At 68.5% G+C, this 19,790-nt stretch carries 17 protein-coding genes; 12 read left to right on the top strand and 5 right to left on the bottom strand.

Going from position 1 to position 19,790, the window contains the following annotated elements; genetic code table 11:
- Positions 1–50: 50 nt before the first annotated feature.
- Positions 51–530, bottom strand: coding sequence for an Rrf2 family transcriptional regulator (locus tag M2428_RS11900; protein WP_277526161.1), 480 nt, complete (start codon positions 528–530; stop codon positions 51–53).
- 128 nt (positions 531–658) lie between these two features.
- Between M2428_RS11900 and M2428_RS11905 the strand changes: the two genes are divergently transcribed.
- Positions 659–2,398, top strand: coding sequence for a phospho-sugar mutase (locus tag M2428_RS11905; RefSeq protein WP_277526162.1), 1,740 nt, complete (start codon positions 659–661; stop codon positions 2,396–2,398).
- 14 nt (positions 2,399–2,412) lie between these two features.
- Here M2428_RS11905 and nirD read toward each other — a convergent pair whose 3' ends face one another.
- A complete protein-coding gene (nirD, locus tag M2428_RS11910; RefSeq protein ID WP_277526163.1) occupies positions 2,413–2,802 on the bottom strand; it encodes a nitrite reductase small subunit NirD in 390 nt (129 codons plus the stop codon).
- 256 nt (positions 2,803–3,058) lie between these two features.
- Between nirD and nirB the strand changes: the two genes are divergently transcribed.
- From nirB to M2428_RS11940, 6 genes are all read left to right on the top strand, one after another.
- Complete coding sequence (nirB, locus tag M2428_RS11915) at positions 3,059–5,722, top strand: nitrite reductase large subunit NirB (RefSeq protein ID WP_277526164.1); 2,664 nt, start codon at positions 3,059–3,061, stop codon at positions 5,720–5,722.
- A 2-nt stretch (positions 5,723–5,724) separates the two neighbouring features.
- Positions 5,725–6,759 (top strand): uroporphyrinogen-III C-methyltransferase, encoded by a 1,035-nt coding sequence (gene cobA, locus M2428_RS11920; protein ID WP_277526165.1) that lies wholly within the window; start codon positions 5,725–5,727, stop codon positions 6,757–6,759.
- Between the two features lie 8 nt (positions 6,760–6,767).
- Positions 6,768–7,979 (top strand): uroporphyrinogen-III synthase, encoded by a 1,212-nt coding sequence (locus M2428_RS11925; protein WP_277526166.1) that lies wholly within the window; start codon positions 6,768–6,770, stop codon positions 7,977–7,979.
- 184 nt (positions 7,980–8,163) lie between these two features.
- Positions 8,164–9,081: an FAD-dependent oxidoreductase gene (locus M2428_RS11930; protein WP_277526235.1), complete on the top strand. Its 918-nt coding sequence runs from the start codon at positions 8,164–8,166 to the stop codon at positions 9,079–9,081.
- A gap of 160 nt (positions 9,082–9,241) precedes the next feature.
- Entirely contained in the window at positions 9,242–9,940 is a 699-nt protein-coding gene (gene deoC, locus M2428_RS11935) for a deoxyribose-phosphate aldolase (RefSeq protein ID WP_277526167.1), read from the top strand.
- Positions 9,941–9,995: 55 nt separating this feature from the next.
- Entirely contained in the window at positions 9,996–10,220 is a 225-nt protein-coding gene (locus tag M2428_RS11940; protein ID WP_277526168.1) for a hypothetical protein, read from the top strand.
- Positions 10,221–10,305: 85 nt separating this feature from the next.
- Here M2428_RS11940 and M2428_RS11945 read toward each other — a convergent pair whose 3' ends face one another.
- Together M2428_RS11945 and mfd are read right to left on the bottom strand one after the other, a co-directional pair.
- A complete protein-coding gene (locus M2428_RS11945; RefSeq protein WP_277526170.1) occupies positions 10,306–11,136 on the bottom strand; it encodes a metal-dependent hydrolase in 831 nt (276 codons plus the stop codon).
- A gap of 4 nt (positions 11,137–11,140) precedes the next feature.
- Positions 11,141–14,827, bottom strand: coding sequence for a transcription-repair coupling factor (mfd, locus tag M2428_RS11950; RefSeq protein ID WP_277526172.1), 3,687 nt, complete (start codon positions 14,825–14,827; stop codon positions 11,141–11,143).
- A 222-nt stretch (positions 14,828–15,049) separates the two neighbouring features.
- Here mfd and M2428_RS11955 point away from each other — a divergent pair, with 222 nt between their 5' ends.
- From M2428_RS11955 to M2428_RS11975, 5 genes are all read left to right on the top strand, one after another.
- Positions 15,050–16,615: an SDR family oxidoreductase gene (locus M2428_RS11955; RefSeq protein WP_277526173.1), complete on the top strand. Its 1,566-nt coding sequence runs from the start codon at positions 15,050–15,052 to the stop codon at positions 16,613–16,615.
- A 47-nt stretch (positions 16,616–16,662) separates the two neighbouring features.
- Positions 16,663–17,160, top strand: a complete 498-nt coding sequence (locus M2428_RS11960) for a DUF2505 domain-containing protein (protein WP_120953656.1) — start codon at positions 16,663–16,665, stop codon at positions 17,158–17,160.
- A gap of 4 nt (positions 17,161–17,164) precedes the next feature.
- The gene (locus M2428_RS11965) at positions 17,165–17,386 is read left to right on the top strand and encodes a hypothetical protein (RefSeq protein ID WP_277526174.1); all 222 of its coding nucleotides are present in this window, start codon (positions 17,165–17,167) and stop codon (positions 17,384–17,386) included.
- A gap of 107 nt (positions 17,387–17,493) precedes the next feature.
- Positions 17,494–17,910, top strand: coding sequence for a VanZ family protein (locus tag M2428_RS11970; protein WP_277526175.1), 417 nt, complete (start codon positions 17,494–17,496; stop codon positions 17,908–17,910).
- A 56-nt stretch (positions 17,911–17,966) separates the two neighbouring features.
- The gene (locus M2428_RS11975) at positions 17,967–19,280 is read left to right on the top strand and encodes a UDP-glucose/GDP-mannose dehydrogenase family protein (RefSeq protein ID WP_277526176.1); all 1,314 of its coding nucleotides are present in this window, start codon (positions 17,967–17,969) and stop codon (positions 19,278–19,280) included.
- A 53-nt stretch (positions 19,281–19,333) separates the two neighbouring features.
- On the opposite strand, the gene sufU is transcribed toward M2428_RS11975, so the two are convergent.
- Positions 19,334–19,789, bottom strand: coding sequence for a Fe-S cluster assembly sulfur transfer protein SufU (sufU, locus tag M2428_RS11980; RefSeq protein ID WP_277526177.1), 456 nt, complete (start codon positions 19,787–19,789; stop codon positions 19,334–19,336).
- Between the last annotated feature and the right edge of the window lies 1 nt (position 19,790).

A 19,790-nucleotide genomic window follows, 5' to 3' on the forward strand; every position in this document is an offset into this window, starting at 1 on the left:
TCCGGGCCCTCATCCGGCTCTGACACAGATCCTGGACTACCCCGCTGCGGTCATTCCACGGCCAGGTAGTCCAGGATCTTTGCCTTGTCCGACGGGAACCGCCGCTCGATCGAGTCCGCGATCCCGGCGATGCTCTGGCGCGCCAGCGCCTGGCGCCACGCGAGTTCGGCCTGACGCATGGTCTGGGAAATAAGGCACGTCCGCGCGAAGTTCTCCTGCCGGTCCGGCTCCGGGACATTCCCGAGGATCGCCTCACACCGGAAGGCCGCGTCCTGGCCCTCCAGCGCCAGCACGATGTCCAGCACCGTGATGTTTTCCGGCCTGCGCGCCAAGAGAAATCCGCCCCGGGGCCCGGAGACAGACTCCAGCACGCCGGCCCGGACCAGCGACTGAAACTGCTTGTTGAGGTAGGCGGCCGGGAGTTTGTAGAACTCGGCCAGCCGGGCGCTGTTCACCGGCTCCCCTGGTGGTGTCCATGCCATGTTGACGCAACTGTGCACGGCCCATTCCACGCCACGGCCCATCTTCATATTCCAGACGCTACGTGTCCGGAAATTTGGGTGTCAAGGTCCCGCTGGAAGCTTTGAGATGGAACCGAAACCCTAACTCTCGATTATCTGGGCAGGTATCGCTCGCGATTGGCGATAGTTTGGTTCCTATGACGTCTTCTGATGCCGACCTCGCCCGACTCCTGAGCGATGCCCGCGACTGGGCAAACCAGGACCCGGACCCCGCCACCGCCGCCACCCTGGCCGAGCTGATCCGCCTCACCGATGGAGGCGTCGCCGCGGCCCGCCAGGAGTTGGCCGACAGCTTCAGCGGCACCCTCCAGTTCGGCACCGCCGGACTGCGGGCGGCCCTCGGCCCGGGACCGAACCGGATGAACCGCGTGGTGGTCCGCCGCGCCGCCGCCGGCTTCACCGCGTTCCTCACCAACGCCGTCCAGCAGGCCTCCCCCGGCACCCGGCCGCGCGCCGTCGTCGGCTACGACGCGCGCTACAACTCCGATATTTTCGCCGAAGAAACCGCCGCGATCCTCACCGCGGCGGGTGTTGAGACCTTTTTGATGCCGGCCGCGCTGCCCACCCCGCTGCTCGCGTACGCGGTGCGGGCGCTGGACTGCGACGGCGGCGTGATGGTCACCGCCAGCCACAACCCGCCGCAGGACAACGGGTACAAGGTGTACCTCGGCCGTCACGCGGTTGAGGAAAGCGGCCGCGGCGCCCAGATCGTGGAACCTTACGATGCCCTGATAGCGGCGAAGATCGCTGGCGTCGGTGCCCTGGACTCCATCGTTCTGGCCGCGGACGGGTGGACCGTGCTGGAGCCCTCGATCGCCACCGAATACCAGGGCGCCGTCGCGGCCCTGGCGGTTCCGCAGCACTTCCCGGCCCGGGGGCTGAAGATCGTCCTGACCCCGATGCACGGCGTGGGCGGGGAAACGGCTGTGGCTGTGCTGAACGCCGCCGGTTTCACCGACGTCACGCTCGTCACGGAACAGGCGCAGCCGGATCCGGACTTCCCCACTGTGAACTTCCCCAACCCGGAAGAGCCCGGGGCGCTGGATCTGGCCCTCGAGGCGGCGACGCGCGAGGACGCCGACATCGTGATCGCCAACGATCCCGACGCCGACCGGGCAGCCGTGGCGGCGAAGGACCCGGCCACCGGCGCGTGGCGCATGCTGCGCGGCGATGAGGTGGGCGCCCTGCTCGGTGCCCACATCGTGGCGCGTCAGGCCGCCGGCGGCGAGGCGCCGGGCGGCGTGTTCGCCAACTCGATTGTGTCTTCCCGCTTGCTGGCGCGCATCGCGGCCGCGGCAGGTTACGCCCACGAGGAAACCCTGACCGGTTTCAAGTGGATTGCCCGCGTGCCGGGGCTGGTCTACGGCTACGAGGAGGCGCTGGGCTATTGCGTCGCCCCGTCGCTGGTGCGCGACAAGGACGGCATTTCGGCGGCGGTGTTGATCGCCGAACTCGCGGCCGCTGCAAAGGCCGAGGGCAAGACTATCTTCGACACCCTGGACGAGCTCTACCTGGTGCACGGGTTGCACGCGAGCGACCAGCTCAGCATCCGGGTGGCGGACCTCGGCCTGCTGGACGCGATGATGAACCGGCTGCGGGTCAGCCCGCCGGAATCGTTCGGCGGCTCCGGCGTCGAGGCCGTCACGGACCTGGCCGTGGGCACCGAGGAACTCCCGCCGACTGAGGGCCTGCTGTACCTGACGAGAGACCTCAGCCGCGTCATCATCCGTCCCAGCGGCACGGAACCGAAGCTCAAGTGCTACCTGGAAGTCATCCGTAGCGTCGGTTCGGCCGCCGAACTTCCGGCAGCCCGGGACGAGGCCCGCGCCGCGCTGGACAGTGTTCTGGCGGACGTCCGCGAGGCCCTGGGCCTCTAGAGTCCTACTTCCCTCTAGAGCTCTACCTCAATGTACCCGCCCACAATGCGGGTACCGAAGGTGGCGAGCCGGAGTTCCGCGCTACCGAGGCAATGTCCGGTTTCGAGGTCGTAGACCTCTTTGTGCAGCGGCGAGGCGATGGTCGGGCGATCCCCGCGGGACCCGGTGATGCCGCGGGCCATGACGTTCGCGCCGGTGGCCGGGTCCTCGTTGGCGACGGCGAAAACCTCACCGTTCACGGTCCGGAACAGGGCCACCTGGCGGCCCGCAATCAGTGCTGCCTCGCCCCACGCGGGTTCCAGGTCCGCCACGGCGCACGCCCGGTACCAGCCGGCTGTGGAGCCAACCTGCCTAGCGGCCTGATCCTCAAACTCGAGTATTGCGGTTTCAAGTACGGCGGTCATCCCGGCCCCTCTCTGATACATCCCTTACGGGCTCAACCGCTGCTGCGGCCACATATTCAAGCTAGGCCCGCGGTGTTTCATCCGGACGCGCCGGATGTGTCCGGCGCGTAAAAGAGAGCTCACACGGCCCGAAATGCGTTCGTGATGCAGAAGTTAAGATCACGAAACATAAGGGAAACTGAAGCGAAATTCCTTTTGCCTAGTCTGGGACGACAAGCTGCAGAGCACCGTCTGCGGCCCATGCGAAAGGCCCACCGTGACCGGACACCCCTCAAGCCACCCGAACCAGGGCGCAACCAGCGCCGCCCCGCGCCGTATTGTGGTGGCCGGCGGCGGCCCCGCAGCGCACCGTTTCGCCGATGCGATGCACGCCCGCGGACTCGATGGCTGGCACGTTACAGTCCTCACCGAAGAAGCCCACCTCCCGTACGACCGCGTCGCGCTGAGCAAGGCACTCACCGACAGCGACGTCGACCTCACCCTGGGCAGCGCTTCCATGTGGGACCACACGGCCCTGAATCTGAAGACCGGCGAGCGCGTCATCAGCATCGACGCCGCCGGCAAGACGGTCATGACCGCGGCGGGAACCGTCTATCCGTATGACGAGCTCGTGGTCGCGACGGGCTCGGACGCGGCCCGTCTGCCCATCCCCGGCTCCGAACTCACCCACGTGTACCGCACCCTCGAAGACGTCTGGGCCATCAACAAGGCGATCGCGGACCTCACCGGGAAGCTTGGCCGCAAGGTCAACGCGGTCACCATCGGCGGCGGTCTGCTGGGCCTGGAATCAGCGGCCGGCACCGAACAGCTCGGCGCCACCCCGATCGTCATCAACGGCTCGCCGTGGCTCATGAACACCCAGCTGGACGAGGGCGCCGGACAGTCGCTCGGCCGGCTCATCGAGGCCAAGGGCTTCACCGTCCACGGCGGGGTGTTCCCCTCCGAGGTCCTCTCCGACGACGGCCGGGTCACCGGCGTCCTCATGGCCGACGGCCGGATCATCGACGCCGACATCGTGATCGTTGCGATCGGTGTGCGGCCCCGCGATGAGCTGTTCCGGGCCGCGGAGGGTGCAGAGCAGCAGTTCCAGCTGGGCCAGCGCGGCGGCGTCGTCATCTCCGACGACTGCTCCACTGAGGTTCCCGGCATCTGGGCAATCGGCGAGGTCGCCAACTTCGGCGGCATGTGCCTGGGCCTCGTGGCCCCGGCCAACACGATGGCCGAAATCGTCGCGGACCGGCTGCACGGCGGCGACGCAACCTTCCCCGGCTTCGACACGGCCACCAAGCTCAAGCTCTCCGGCGTCGACGTCGCCAGCTTCGGCGACGCCTTCGCCCGCACGGAACACGCGCTCGAAATCGTCTACGCCGATCCCGCCCGCGGCGTGTACCAGAAGATCGTCACCACGGACGATGCCAAGACCTTGCTCGGCGGCATCTTCGTCGGCGACGCCTCGCCCTACACGTCCCTGCGCCCCATGCTGGGCCGCGAACTGGCGGCCGAGCCCGGCGCCTACCTCACCGCGGCCGGCGGCGGCGACGCCCCGGAGACCGAACTGCCGGACGACGCCATCCTGTGTTCCTGCAACAACGTCTCTGCGGGAACCATCCGCGACACCGTCAACGGCTGCGGCGCCTGCGACGGCAACGCGCCGGTCCAGGAACTCGGCGAGCTGAAGGGCTGCACCCGCGCCGGAACCAGCTGTGGTTCCTGCGTGCCGATGCTCAAAAAGCTGCTCGAGACCGAGCTGACAAAGTCCGGCGTCGAGGTCTCCAAGGCACTCTGCGAACACATCGAGCTCTCCCGCCAGGAACTCTTCGACGCCGTCCGGGTCCTGGAACTGACCTCCTTCGAGGAGATCATGGCCAAGTACGGCACCGGGGCCGGCTGCGATATCTGCAAGCCGACCATCGCCAACATCCTGGCCAGCCAGAACAGCGCCTACGTCCTGGACGCGGGCCGCGGCACCCTGCAGGACACCAACGACCGCGCCCTGGCCAACATGCAGAAGGACGGCACCTACTCGGTGGTTCCGCGGATCGCCGGCGGCGAGATCACCCCGAAGAAACTCGGCGTGATCGCCGCGGTCGCCGAGCAGTATGGCCTCTACACGAAGATCACCGGCGGCCAGCGGATCGACATGTTCGGCGCCCGGCTGGAGCAGCTGCCGGAAATCTGGAAGCTCCTCGTGGATGCCGGCTTCGAATCCGGCCAGGCCTACGGCAAGAGCCTGCGCACGGTGAAGTCCTGCGTCGGCTCAACGTGGTGCCGCTTCGGGGTCCAGGACTCGGTTGCCATGGCCATCGCGCTTGAGCTGCGCTACCGCGGCCTCCGGAGCCCGCACAAGCTGAAGATGGGTGTCTCCGGCTGCGCCCGCGAATGTGCGGAGGCCCGGGGCAAGGATGTCGGCGTCATCGCCACAGCGGACGGCTGGAACCTCTATGTCGGCGGCAACGGCGGGGCCACCCCGGCGCACGCCCAGCTGCTGGCCAAGGATCTCGACGACGAAACCCTGATCAAGTACATCGACCGCTACTTCATGTACTACATCCGCACCGCCGACCGCCTGCAGCGCACCGCGCGCTGGCAGGAAGAGCTCGACGGCGGCATCAAGCACGTCGAGGATGTGGTGGTGCGCGACACCCTGGGCATCGCCGAGGACCTTGAGGCCGCCATGGCCAAGCACGTTGACACCTACGTCGACGAATGGGCCGACACCCTGAAGGATCCCGAGCGCCTCCGCCGCTTCCGCTCCTTCGTCAACGCCCCGGACCAGAAGGACGATTCCATCACCTTCGTCTCCGACGAGCGCGGCCAGATGCGCCCCGCCACGGCAGAAGAAAAGGCGAAGGTCCTGATCGGCGCTTCCATTCCGGTCCGTGCCACCACCCCGGGACTGCCTGACGAGAACGAGGTATAGCCATGCAGCTCACCATTGACCTCACCGGACGCGAAGTCCTGGTCACGGGCGCGGACCACGCCGCGCGGCAGGCCGTGCGGCGCTATGAAGCGGCTGGCGCCATCGTGTTCCGCCTCAGCTCCCCGCAGGGCGACAGTGTTGACGGCCCGCTGCCCGAGCGTCCGTTCCTGGTGGCGGCAGTCGACGACGGCCAGCCCGGCTGGGAGGCCCTCCTGGGCCGGTGCCATGCCGCCGGCATTCCGGTGGCGGCCGAGCCAGCGGCCGGCCCGGTGGGACACGTCACGCTAGTCGGCGGCGGCCCCGGGACCGCCGAACTCCTCACCGTCGCCGCCGTGGCGGCGCTGCGGGATGCCGACGTCGTCTTCTATGACCGGCTCGCCCCGTACCAGGAACTGCCGTCCCTGACCTCGGCCGAGCTCGTGGATGTGGGCAAGAAGCCCGGCCACCACAAGGTCGGCCAGGCCGACATCGAAAAGCTCATGGTGGAAAGCGCGCTGGCCGGCAACAATGTGGTCCGCCTCAAGGGCGGGGACCCCTATGTGTTCGGCCGCGGCGGCGAGGAAGTCGCGTCCTGCGTCGCGGCCGGGGTTCCGGTCCGCGTCATCTCCGGAGTTACCAGCGCCATCTCGGTTCCGGCCGCCGCCGGCATTCCCGTCACGCACCGCGAAGTCAGCCACATGTTCACGGTTGTTTCAGGCCATGCGCCGCTGACCGAGAACGAATTGACGCACCTTTCCGGCCTCGGCGGAACCATTGTGGTCCTGATGGGGATCGGCACCCTGCACCACCTCGCGGCCGGACTCCGCCGGGCAGGGATGCGGGCCGATATGCCGATGGCGGTCGTCGAACGCGGCTACCGCCCCGGCCAGCGCACCACGATCGCCGAGCTGGGCACCATCACCTCCGCAGCCGCCGGCTGCAGCAACCCCGCCGTCCTGGTGATCGGGGAGGTTGTCCGGGTGGCCGAGGCCAACCGGGGCTGTGCCGAGGCCACTGCAGAGCTCGACCGACTGGCCGCATCACTGATGGAGGCGTAAGGATTCCCATGAGCGCATTGAATGCCGTCGCCGCAACCTTCCCGGAGCCCGGCGCACCCTTAACACCGTTGATCCCCTCAACGTCCGGCGCACCCGCGCCGGAAGCCGCAGACGACGCGACCGAACGGGACCTTCCTTTGGACGGTTTCCGGATCGGTGTCACCTCGCACCGCCGCTCGCAGGACCTCATCGAGGCCCTCGAGCGCCGCGGTGCCGAGGTGCTTCACGCCCCGGCTCTGAAGATCGCCCCGGTCCGGGAGGACGAGAGCCTGATCGAGGACACCCGGGCGATCATCGCCGCCCGGCCCGACCTTTGCATCGCCACCACCGCCTACGGCATGCGCCGCTGGTGCGAGGCCGCGGACACGTTTGGCATCGGAGACCAGCTGCTCGAGACCCTCTCCGCTACCCGGATGTTCGTCCGCGGGCCCAAGGCCCGCGGCGCCGTGCGTGCGGCCGGGCTTGCCGACGTCGGAATCAGCAGCGACGAAACCACCGCCACGCTCGTGGACATGCTCCTTGCCGAAGGTGTGCGGGGCAAGACAGTCGCGGTGCAGCTGCACGGCTACACCGATGTCCGCCAGCTTGAGCGCCTGCGCATGTCCGGCGCCACCGTCCTGACCGTCACCCCGTACCGCTGGGTCAAGCCCGACGGCGCCGACCGGCTGCCCAAGCTCATTGAGGCCGCGTGCAGCGGCAACCTGGATGTCCTGACCTTCACGAGCGCCCCCGCCGTGGACGCCATGTGGAGCACGGCGCACGAGATGGGCGTCTACAAACAACTCGTGGAGAGCCTGAAAACCACGGTGGCGACCGCCGTCGTCGGGCCCATCACCGCGCAGCCGCTGCTGGACGCCGGGCTGCAACCGCTGATCCCGGAACGCTTCCGGATGGGCGCCCTGATCCGGCTGGTCTGCGAGCACCTGGCGCTCAACCACGTCCGCCGGCTCGATACCGCTTCCGGCAGCATTGAGCTGCGCGGCCGCTCGCTGCGGATCAACGGCGAAGCGGTCGACATGGCACCGGCACCCCTGTTGCTGCTGCGCGCGCTCATCGGCGCCGGCGGGGCCGTGCTGTCCCGCGAAGCGCTCTCGGACCTCCTGGAACTGCGCGGTTCGGTGCATGCCCTCGACATGACCGTCAGCCGGCTGCGGTCCGCGCTGCCGGACACCCGTCTGGTGGAAACCGTGGTGAAGCGCGGCTACCGGATCCGGGTGTAACGGAGGCGGCAGAAAGGCAGCCCGCCCAGGTGTGACGCACGACATTACCGGCCGGTAAATACTGGCGAACAGGCAGGGCAAAAGCGGCAACACCCGGGAAACACCCCGGAAAAATCGGACGCCTACGCTGGGGTTCATCAAGCACACCGGCCACACGATGGCCACCCAGCGAAAGGGCCTGCACATGTCCGCTCCGGCATTGTCTCCCACCTCCGGCACGTCCGCCTCGACGGCAGCCGCTCCCGGCACCGCCTCTCCGACGACAGCCACAACGGCCGCCCGGCCCAGAATCGTCATCGCCGGCGCCGGCCCGGCCGCCCAGGCCCTCGTCCGGCAGCTCACCCGGACCCCGTTTGCCGGCGCCATCACGGTCCTCAGCAACCGGGACGACGCCCCCGAGGAACTGCTGGAACTCGCCGTCCTGCCCCAGGTGTCCGTCCGCTTTGGCCAGCCGGCCAGCTACATCGACGCGGAAAACCGCCGCGTGACCACCGCCGACGGCATGGAATTCGACTACGACGAGCTCGTCATCGCCACCGGCTCGGCCCCCGCCGAGGCGCCGGTGGAAGGGGCCGCGCGGTGCCTGAGTTATTCCACGATCGACGACGCCGCCCGGCTGGGCGAGGCCGTCAAGGACGTCACCCGGGTCCTCGGCCGGCGGCCGCTGGGCATCCTGGTCGGCACGGGCTCCGCCGCCGGCCAGGCCGAGGCCGTGCTCCGGGCGCGGGGCGTCCGCCCCGTCCGCACCACCGTCCGCCCTGCCGCCGTCGTTCCCACCGTCGCCGGGTCCGTCCTGCCGGCGTCCGGCATCGTCTTCCAGGACGGCTCCAGCATGAACGGCGACCTCGTGATCCTGGCCGAGGAGCGCATCGCCCGCGACGAACTGGCCGCCACGGCCGGGCTCACCACCGCGCCGCGTGGCGGGATTGTCATCAGCCAGGACTTCCGCACTTCCGTGCCGGGCATCTGGGCGATCGGTGACGCTGCAGCCTACGACGGCGTCCGGCTGGGACTGCTCGTGGCCTCCGGTTCGGCCGCGTCAGTGTGTGCTTCCCAGCTGCTTCAAGCCACGATGGCCCGGCCCCTGGCGGCCGCGGCCTGAGCGTGCGGGGGCGGCCCGGCCGGGGCATCCACCGGGCATGTTCCTATGGCAAGATGGTTCCCTGATAAGCCGCGCACCATGCGGCGCCGCCAGGGCCCGCAGGCCCACAAGGCCCGGGGAGGGACCGCCGCGTCCCAGGCCCGCCACGAAAGGGACCACCATGAGCCACGACGCCGCTACCGCGGGCACGCCCAACATCGCCTCCTACATCGACCACACGCTACTCAAGCCGGAGGCCAGCGAGGCGGAGATCCTCAAGGTGTGCGCCGAGGCGGCCGAATACCATTTCAAGTCGGTCTGCGTGAACCCGGTCTGGGTCAAGACCGTCAAGACCGCGCTCAAGGGCTCCGGCGTCCTGACGTGCTCCGTGGTCGGGTTCCCGCTGGGCGCCACGCCGAGCGACGTCAAGGCCTTCGAGGCCCGCGGCGCGGTCCTGGACGGTGCCGAAGAGGTGGACATGGTCATCAACATCGCCGCCGCCCGCGCCAATGACAAAGGGGCGCTGGTGGATGACATCGCCGCCGTCGCCGACGCCGTGCACGAGGGCGGAGCCATCCTGAAGGTCATCATCGAAACGGCCCTGCTGAGCGATGACCAGAAAGTGCTCGCGTGCGAGGCCGCGGTGGAGGCCGGGGCGGACTTCGTGAAGACCTCCACCGGCTTCAACGGCGGCGGGGCCACGGCAGAGGACGTCGCACTCATGCGCCGCACCGTCGGTCCGGACCTTGGCGTCAAGGCCTCAGGCGGCGTGCGTTCCCTGGCCGACGCTCAGGCTATGATTGCTGCAGGTGCAACACGTATTGGCGCCAGCTCCGGCATCGCGATCGTTAAGGGTGAACAGGGTTCATCCGCGTACTGATCCACGCCGGCAGCGCCCACAGTTTTGAGAGCCCCCCGGGGCCGAGGAGGAACGAATGTCCAGCAATACCACCCCGTCCCGGCGCGTCGAGAACAGCCTCGGATCCAGCATCGCCCTGTTCGTGCCGATGATGGTCCTGTTCCTCGGCGCGATCTACTCGCTGGCCTTCCTGACGCTGGACAACGTCTGGCCGATGGCCGTCTGCCTGGTCCTCTTCGCCCTCTCGTTCTGGATCCCGCAGACGCTGCTGGGCCGCTCGGATTCGGCCGGCGAAAACTAGGCTCTCCCTTTCTTAAATGACTGAAGCTCCGGATACTCCGGAGCTTCAGTCATTTAAGGACCCTCAGTCATCTGGGGAGCGCAGCCTAGCCGGGCACCAGTGCGAACAGGCCCTTGACCAGCCCGGTGCCCAGTGCCAGGGCTGCCGGGAAGTGCGCTTTGGCCACGGCCAGGCCGGCGCCGAACATCCCCACCATCGCGTAGCCGCTCACCGGGATGAGGACGAACCATTCCCGCCGTGAGCCCGCCCGGCCCAGCAGCGGGATGGAGAACGCCCCGTTGGCTTTCCAGATGTTCTTGAGCAGCGGCAGTTTCCGCAGGACCTTCGGCGGCTTGATCACCAGTGGCCAGAGCAGCGGCACTCCCCCGGTGGTGATCATGTCCCCCACAATGTGCACCAGCACGCCGGTGAGCATCGAGACCGGCAGCCAGGTCCACTGGTGCGGCGCAAACCACGTCACCACTCCTGCCATGAGCAGCCCGAAGATCCAGTTGCTGATCCAGCCGTATTTCGGAAAGAGCTTCAGTGCCTTCACCGCGATGTTGATCATGAACATGCACAGCAGGCCGGCCCCGACGGACAGCAGCCCCCACTGGGTCTGCACCTGCCACTGCCCGGCGATCGTGGCCAGCAGCACGAAGAACGCCGCGCCCAACACCGAATGTGTGCCCTGCCGGTGGCCCCCGCTGACGTTCTCAATGCCCCGCGCCACCAGGTTGGACAGCGGCGGCAGCGCGTGCGCCACTGTGCTGGCGCGGTGGTCCCAGTCGCAGACCAGCGCGGTCCCCGCCGTCGCCATGGCGCCGATCACGATTCCCGTGGGATCCAGGGGGTACCAGCCCAGCGCATACGGGCCGGTCGAGGCAATGGCTACCCACGCCGCCGCTCCCGACGCGGCGTGATGTCCTCCCATCATTCGCTTATTTCACCGCCGGTGTCGCAGATACAGCGGCATCAGCGAAGATGTTGCGGATGACGCCGTTGGCCCACTCGAGGATCTCGGCGTCCTGCAGGTCCCGGCCGCCGATCCGGGCGGTCTTGGGCTTCGGGACGAGCACGGCGTCCAGGGCCGGCTTCGCCTGCGCACCGGGGTACATCCGGGTCAGGCGCATGAGCTTGGACTCGGGCAGCTGCGCCGGGGAGAACTTGATGAAGTTGCCCTGCAGCGCGACGTCGGACAGTCCGGCCTCGCGGGCGCCCACCCGGAACCGGGCGACGTCGATCAGGTTTGTGGCGGGCAGCGGCAGTTCGCCATAGCGGTCCACGAGCTCCGCGAGGACCTCGTCGATCGCCTCGTAGGTGATGGCGCTGGCGAGCTTGCGGTAGGCCTCCAGGCGCAGCCGCTCGCCCGGCACGTAGTCGTGCGGCAGGTGCGCGTTGACCGGCAGCTCGATCTTCATTTCGGCGGCCTTCTCCTCGGCCTCGCCCCGGTATTCGGCCACGGCCTCGCCGACCAGCCGGATGTAGAGGTCGAACCCGACGCCCTGGATGTGGCCGGACTGCTCGCCGCCGAGCAGGTTGCCGGCGCCGCGGATCTCCAGGTCCTTCATGGCCAGCTGCATGCCGGCGCCGAGCTCGTTGTGCGTCGCGACGGCCTTGAGCCGTTCCAGCGCCACCTCGCCGAGCGGCTTTTCCGAGGGGTAGAGGAAGTAGGCGTAGGCGCGTTCCCGGCCGCGGCCCACCCGTCCACGCAGCTGGTGCAGCTGGGACAGGCCGTACTTGTCCGCGCCGTCCACGATCAGGGTGTTGGCGTTGGAGATGTCCAGGCCGGTCTCGATGATGGTGGTGCAGACGAGGACGTCGAAGCGCTTTTCCCAGAAGTCCACGATGATCTGTTCCAGCCGGCTCTCGGACATCTGCCCGTGCGCCACCTCCACCCGGGCCTCCGGGACCAGTTCGCGGATTTTCGCCGCGGTGCGGTCGATCGTGGACACCCGGTTGTGGACGAAGAACACCTGGCCTTCGCGCATGAGCTCGCGGCGGATCGCGGCGGAGGACTGCTTGTCCGTGTAGGGGCCCACGTAGGTCAGGACGGGGTGCCGTTCCTCCGGTGGGGTGGCCAGGGTGGAGGTCTCGCGGATGCCGGTCAGGGACATTTCCAGGGTCCGCGGAATCGGGGTGGCGCTCATGGCCAGGACGTCCACGTTGGTGCGCATCTTCTTGAGCGCCTCCTTGTGTTCGACGCCGAAGCGCTGCTCCTCGTCCACGATCACCAGGCCGAGGTCCTTGAAGCCGAAGTCCTTGGACAGCAGGCGGTGCGTGCCGATCACGACGTCCACGGAGCCGCTCTTGACGCCGTCGGCGGTTTCCTTGGCTTCCTTGCCGCTCTGGAAGCGGGACAGCGGCTTGACGACGAGCGGGAAACCGGAAAACCGTTCGGTGAAGGTCTCGTAGTGCTGCTGGGCGAGCAGGGTCGTGGGCACCAGCACGGCCACCTGCTTGCCGTCCTGGACGGCCTTGAACGCGGCCCGGACCGCGATCTCGGTCTTGCCGTAGCCGACGTCGCCGGAGATCAGCCGGTCCATCGGGATCTCGCGCTCCATGTCGGCCTTGACCTCGTTGATGGTGGTCAGCTGGTCCGGGGTCTCCACATACGGGAAGGCCTCCTCCAGTTCCCGCTGCCACGGGGTGTCCGGGCCGAAGGCGTAGCCGCGGGAGGCCATCCGGGCCGAGTACAGCCGGATCAGCTCGCCGGCGATCTCCTTGACCGCCCTGCGGGCCTTGGACTTGGTGCTGGCCCAGTCCGCGCCGCCCATCTTGCTCAGCGCCGGGGTGTCGCCGCCGACGTACCGGGTGACCTGGTCCAGCTGGTCGGTGGGCACAAAGAGCCGGTCGCCCGGCGCTCCGCGCTTGGACGGGGCATATTCCAGGACCAGGTATTCGCGCACCCCGTCGCCGCCACCGGCCACGCGGCGCTGGATCAGCTCCACGAACCGGCCGATGCCGTGCTGTTCGTGCACCACGGAGTCCCCGGCCACGAGCTGGAGCGGATCCACGGCGTTCCGCCGCTTGGACGGCATCCGGCGCATGTCCTTGGTGGAACCGGCGGAGGTACGCCCCAGCAGGTCCGCCTCGGTCAGCAGCGCCAGCTTGAGCGGATCCAGGACAAAACCGCGGCCGACGGCGGCGGTGGTCACCTCGATCAGCCCGGCCTGCGGATCCGCTTCAAGGGTGTCCACCCGCGCGCAGGGAATGTCGTTGTCGTGGAAGAGTTCGGCGAGGCGCTGCGCCGGGCCGGGGCCCTCGGTGACCACGACGATCCGCCACTGGTCCCGGACGCGGGAGCCGATGAAGTCCATCATTTCCGCCACGTCGCCCTGGTAGCCGCGGGGTTCCCGGGCATGCAGGTTCAGCACGTCGACGTCGGGCAGCAGCTCTTCGTCGCTGGCCAGCGAGGTGATGGACCACCAGGAGACGCCGTGCTCCAGGGCGGCGGTGCGGGTTTCGGTCAGCGAACGGAAGCTGGCCGAATGCAGCGCCTCGGACGCCGCGGAACTGAGATCGAGCGGTGCCGTGCCCCCGTCGGACGCCGTGGACCAGGCGGCCTCGAGGAATTCCTCGTTGGTGGCGGCGAGGTCGTGGGCCCGGGTGCGGACCTTCTCCGGCTCGATCACCACCGAGATGGAACCCGCCGGAAGCTGGTCCAGGAACGGCACCATGGCGTCCACCAGGACGGGGGCCAGCGATTCCATGCCCTCCACGGCGATGCCGCCGGCGATCTTCTCCAGCATGTCCGCGGCGGCCGGGAGCTGGGACTTCAGGGTAGCCGCGCGGGACATGACGGAGGGCGTGATCAGGATTTCGCGGCACGGCGGGGCGTGGAGTTCGGTGGGATGGTGCAGGCCGGGCCCGGTCAGCGAGCGCTGGTCGGCGACGGCGAACCAGCGCATCTGGTCCACCTCGTCGCCAAAGAACTCGACCCGGATGGGGTGGTCCTCGGTGGGCGGGAAGACGTCCAGCATGCCGCCGCGGACGGCGAACTCGCCGCGGCGCGTCACCATGTCCACCCGGGCGTAGGCGGCGTCGGCGAGGCTCTTGACGACGCTGCTGAAGGGGGCCTCCTGGCCGAGCTTCAGGGTCACGGGCACCAGTTCGCCCAGGCCGGCGACGATCGGCTGGACGACGGCGCGCACGGGGGCCACCACGACGCGCAGCGCACCGGCAGTGGACGACTCGGGGTGCGTGAGCCGCCGCAGCACGGACAGCCGCCGGCCCACGGTGTCCGAGCGCGGGGAGAGCCGTTCATGCGGCAGGGTTTCCCAGCTGGGGAATTCGGCCACGGCATCGGCCGGCAGGAAGGCGCGCAGGGCCTCGGTCAGGTCCTCGGCCTCACGGCCGGTCGCGGTGACGGCGAGGACCACGGGCACCGGACGGACGGCGCCGGCAGAGCCGGTTTCGGCGGAGCCGGCCCCGTTCGCCGCGTACGCCGTCAGTCCGTCCGCCATTTCGGCGAGCAGCGTGGACCGCATTCCGGCCGGGGCGCTGATCTGGTAGTCCTCGCTGCGGGCGGCGAACCCGCGGGCGGCCTCGGCCTGGACCCGCGCGTAATTCCGGTCTTCGGCGAGGACACGGCGCAGACCGGTGAGAGAGGGGCCGTTGAGGCTCATAGCTGTTGCTCCTGATGTGATCACGGGGTGCAGGCAACACGAATAGCCGAAATTCGTGAGAATCCCGGGTCCTCCAAGCCTACCGCGGAGGCCACGGCCGGGCCGACGGGGCTGGACCGGCGGGGCTAGGCTGGCAAGAGGAGCGGGGGCCCATCCGAAGTGGCCTGGGCACCGAATGGCTTGGTAGGCCACCCGCCAACTGCTGGCTGACAAGGAGTCACCATGAACGGCACAACCGCTACCCCTGAACCCGCTCGAACGCCTGCTCCAACCCCGCAGGCAGCTTCCGCGAAGGCCGCCTCCCGGAAAACCGTGCTTGTCACCGGGGCCACCGGCTACATCGGCGGGCGGCTGGTCCCCCGGCTCCTGGAAGCCGGGCACCGGGTCAAAGTCGTGGTCCGGACCCCGGCCAAGATCGCCGGCGTGCCGTGGCTGGACGACGTCGAGGTGGTGCACAGCAGCCTCGACGACGGCGAGGCCCTGCGGGAGGCGCTCGACGGCGTCGACGTCCTGTACTACCTGGTCCATTCCATGGCGGCCGGAGCCGGATTTGAGGACAAGGAAAAGGCGATGGCCGGGACGGCTGCCCACGCCGCGGCCGCAGCCGGAGTGGACCGGATTGTCTACCTCGGCGGCCTGCACCCGGCCGGGGCCGAACTTTCCACGCACATGCGCTCCCGCGAGGCGGTGGGGAAAGTCTTCCTGGACAGCCCGGTGGACGCAGTGGTGTTCCAGGCCGGCGTCGTCATCGGCTCAGGCTCGGCGTCGTTCGAAATGATCAGGCACCTGTCCGAGACGCTCCCGCTCATGCCGGCCCCAAGCTGGGTGCGCAACAAGATCGAGGCGATCGCCGTCCGCGACGTCCTGTACTACCTCGTGGCGGCGGCCTCGCTGGAAGATGACATCAACCGGACGTTTGATATCGGCTGCCGCCAGGTGCTCAGCTACGCCGGAATGATGCAGGAATACGCCGCAGAGGCCGGACTCCCCCGCCGCTGGGTCCTAGCCCTGCCCGTGCCGGCTCCCAAGCTGGCCGGTCTGTGGGTGGCGCTTGTAACGCCGATTCCGCTCTCCATGTCACTGCCGCTCGTGGAATCGCTGCAGCACGACGCCGTTTCCCGGGAGCACGACATCGATGCCTACATCCGTGTGCCCGAGGGCGGCCTGACCTCATACCGGCGGGCCGTGGCCCTCGCCCTGGGAAAGGAACGCGACGGCCAGGTGGAAACCACGTGGGCAAGCGCCGGGGTCGACGCCGATCCGCTGCCGAGCGACCCGGACTGGTCCGGCCACACAGTGTTCGTGGACGAGCGCAGCTTCCCCAGCGACGTGGACCCGAAGCACGTATGGACCATCATCGAAGGAATCGGCGGCCGGAACGGCTGGTACTCCCTGCCGCTGGCCTGGCAGGTGCGCGGCTGGCTGGATAAGCTGACCGGCGGGGCAGGGCTGCTGCGCGGCCGCCGGCACCCGCATCTGCTCGCGGAGGGCGAAGCGGTGGACTGGTGGCGTGTCGAGCAGATCGACCGCGGCCGGCTGCTGCGGCTGCGGGCCGAAATGCGGGCTCCGGGCCGGGCCTGGCTCGAACTTTCCGTGGAGCCGGAGGGGACGGGCAGCCGCTACCACCAGCGCGCCATTTTCTTCCCCAAGGGCCTCAGCGGCCGCCTTTATTGGCTGGCCGTCCTGCCGTTCCACAGCGTCATATTTCCCGCCATGTCGCGGAACATCACCGCGGCCGCCAGGGATCTGGAAAATCTCGAATCGGAGCCTGCCGGGCACACACCGTAGGATGTTGGAGCCCGAAACGTCCACTTCCACATCCCGGAGGACCCCCTATGGCCCTGAGTGCATCCACCACTGTTCCGCACAGCGTCGACCGCGTTACCGCGGTTTTCGTCAATGAAGACTTCCTGCGCCACACGAGCGAACTCGTTGGCGGCACCCTGGAATCCTTTGCCCTTGACGGAGATCCCGCCGGCGCCTTTAGCACCACCACCGTGCGGACCATCCCCACCACACGGATGCCCGACATCGCCCGGAAATTTGTCGGCGAAAGCCTGAAGGTGACCCAGCTCGAGGCCTGGGAGGCTCCCGCCGCCGACGGCTCCCGGCAGAGCAAGATCTCCCTCAAGGTCTCCGGCGCACCGCTGGACGTGAACGCTGTCCAGCGCCTGGTGTCCGACGGCGGCAGCACCCGGATCGAGCTTGAGGGCAACGTCACTTCCTCGGTGCCGTTCCTTGGCGGCAAGATCGCCGACGCCGCCGAGCCGATGGTCGGCAAGGCCCTGAACCTGCAGTCCCAGCAGGCCCAGGCCTGGCTCGAGAGCCACTAGCGTCGTGGAGTTGCCAGCGTTCCTCGCCGTCGTCCTGATCATTGCCGGCGTCTGGTCCCTGGTGGTCTGGCCGCAGTTCCTGCGCCGGGTCATGAAGGACCCGCGGGCCCGCGATGCCGACGGCAAGGCCACGCGCTTCCTGACCGTTCACGTGGTCCTCGTCAGCATCTCCATGCTGCTGGGGGCCGCGACGGCCGCGATCGGCATTGCCGGGCTGGTCAGCTAGGATCCAGCACACCGGCGGCAGTAGCCGCCGGTGTGCTGGAATTCCTGCCCGGTCAGGTGCCGGCGCTAGAATCAGCAAAAAAGTGGACCGCTGAAAGGGGACACCACTTGCTACCCCGTCGTGCGGCCATGTGGGCACTGGGCGCCTATCTGCTGGGCCTTAGCCTCATTGCCCTCTGGCCCGTTCCCGTGGACCAGGGCGCATCTGATTTCCTGACGCGGTCGCTGCGGCAACTGCACCGCTGGGGCGTCCCTCCATGGTTCAACTACTCTGCCGTGGAGATGACCACAAACGTGATCCTGTTCTTGCCGCTGGGCGCCCTGGTCACCCGGATACTCGGACCGCGGCTCTGGTGGGGCGGGGTTGCCGTCGGGTTCCTGCTCTCCGTCCTAGTTGAGCTGGCCCAGCTTGTCTTCCTCCCGGCGCGCTTTCCCTCAGTCGTTGACGTCGCCGCGAACACCGTCGGCGCCCTGGTGGGGGCCCTCTCGGCGTTGCTCTTCATGGCACGCCGCGGGACTGTGTGATCCCCGGGCGCACCGCGTACGCTGTGAACAGGCCATAACGGGAGGACATCGGAACTGTGCGGATCTCGGTTATCGGATGCGGTTATCTCGGTGCAGTCCATGCTGCGTGCATGGCAAAGCTGGGCCATGACGTTGTCGGCATCGACCTCGACGAACACAAGGTAGCGCAGCTGTCAGCGGGCCATGCCCCCTTCTACGAACCTGTGCTGGACGAGCTGCTCTCCGAGCTTGAGGAATCGGGGCGGTTGCGGTTCACCACCGACATGGCGGCGGCCCGCGGTTCTGAGGTCCACTTCATCTGCGTGGGTACGCCGCAGAAGCGCGGCGAGAACGGCGCCGACCTCCGATTCGTCGACGCGGCCGTCGCATCGCTCGCTGAATACGTATCCCCGGGCGATGTCGTTGCAGGAAAGTCCACGGTGCCGGTGGGCACCGCGGCGCGACTGGCCGAGATGTTGGCGGAGACAGTGCCCGATGCGATGCTGACCTGGAACCCTGAGTTCCTGCGCGAAGGCCACGCGGTGACGGACACCTTGAATCCGGACAGGTTTGTGTACGGCGTGCCGGACGGGAGCGAGGACCACCCCGCCGTTGCCGTGTTGGACCAGGTCTATGCTCAGCCGCTCGCGAGCGGGAAGCCACGGCTAGTGACGGACTACGCCACCGCAGAGCTAGTCAAGACTGCCGCCAACTCGTTCCTGGCCACCAAGATTTCCTTCATCAACGCCATGGCCGAGGTCTGCGAAGCCACGGGGGCCGACGTCACCCGGCTTGCCGATGCCATCGGACTCGATGAGCGGATCGGCAGGAAATTCCTCAACGCAGGCATCGGCTTCGGCGGCGGCTGCCTGCCCAAGGACATCCGTGCCTTCATGGCCCGCGCCGGCGAGCTAGGCGCAGACCAGGCGCTGACCTTTCTTCGCGAGGTTGACGCCATCAACATGAGGCGCCGGACCCGCGTCGTGGAGCTCACGCGGGAGCTCTGTGGCGGCACCCTGATGGGACAGCGGATTGCCGTGCTGGGGGCGGCCTTTAAGCCCGAAAGCGACGACGTCCGGGACTCCCCCGCGTTGAGCGCCGCGGCGCAGCTGCAGCTGCAAGGCGCCGTGGTGACGGTCACCGACCCCCAGGCGCTGGCCAACGCCGCCAAACGCTTCCCGGAGCTTCCGCTCGAACCGGATCTGGAGACGGCGCTGCACAGGGCCGACGCCGTGCTGCTGCTGACCGAGTGGCAGGCGTACCGGGAACTGGACCCGCACGCAACCAAGGCGTTCGTGTCGGCGCCGCGCATCCTGGACGGCCGCAACGTGCTGGACCCCGCCAAGTGGCGGGCTGCCGGCTGGACCTACAAGGGCCTGGGCCGGCCGTAACGCGATTCGGCCCTAACGCTGGCCGGCCGTAACGCGGTTCAATGTGGCTGCCGTCAGGCTGCCAGCGCCTGGCCGAGAGCGTCTTCCGCGGCCACCCATGAGAGCATGGCGCACTTGACCCGGGCCGCATAACGGGACACACCCTCAAACGCGGCGGCGTCGCCCAGCACCTCCGGATCGGCCGGCACCTTGCCGCGCGAACGCAGCACTTCGCGGAAGCTGTCAATGACGGTGCGGAGTTCCCCGACGCTCATGCCTTCGGCGAGGTCCGTCAGCACGGATGCCGAGGCCATGGAGATGGAGCAGCCGTCACCGTCCCAGCGCAGCTCACTGACTTTCCCCCCGGCCACGGACACCCGGACGGTGATCTCGTCGCCGCAGGTCGGGTTCAGCTGGTGGGACTGGCCGCTGCTCGCGTCCTCCGGTGCGGCCGCTGCGGCCAGGCCGCTGCCGTGCCGGGCCTTGGCGTGTTCCAGGATGATCTGCTGGTAGAGCTGGTCAAGACTCATG

The organism is Arthrobacter sp. ES3-54 (assembly GCF_029504395.1).
Taxonomy (GTDB): Bacteria; Actinomycetota; Actinomycetes; order Actinomycetales; family Micrococcaceae; genus Arthrobacter.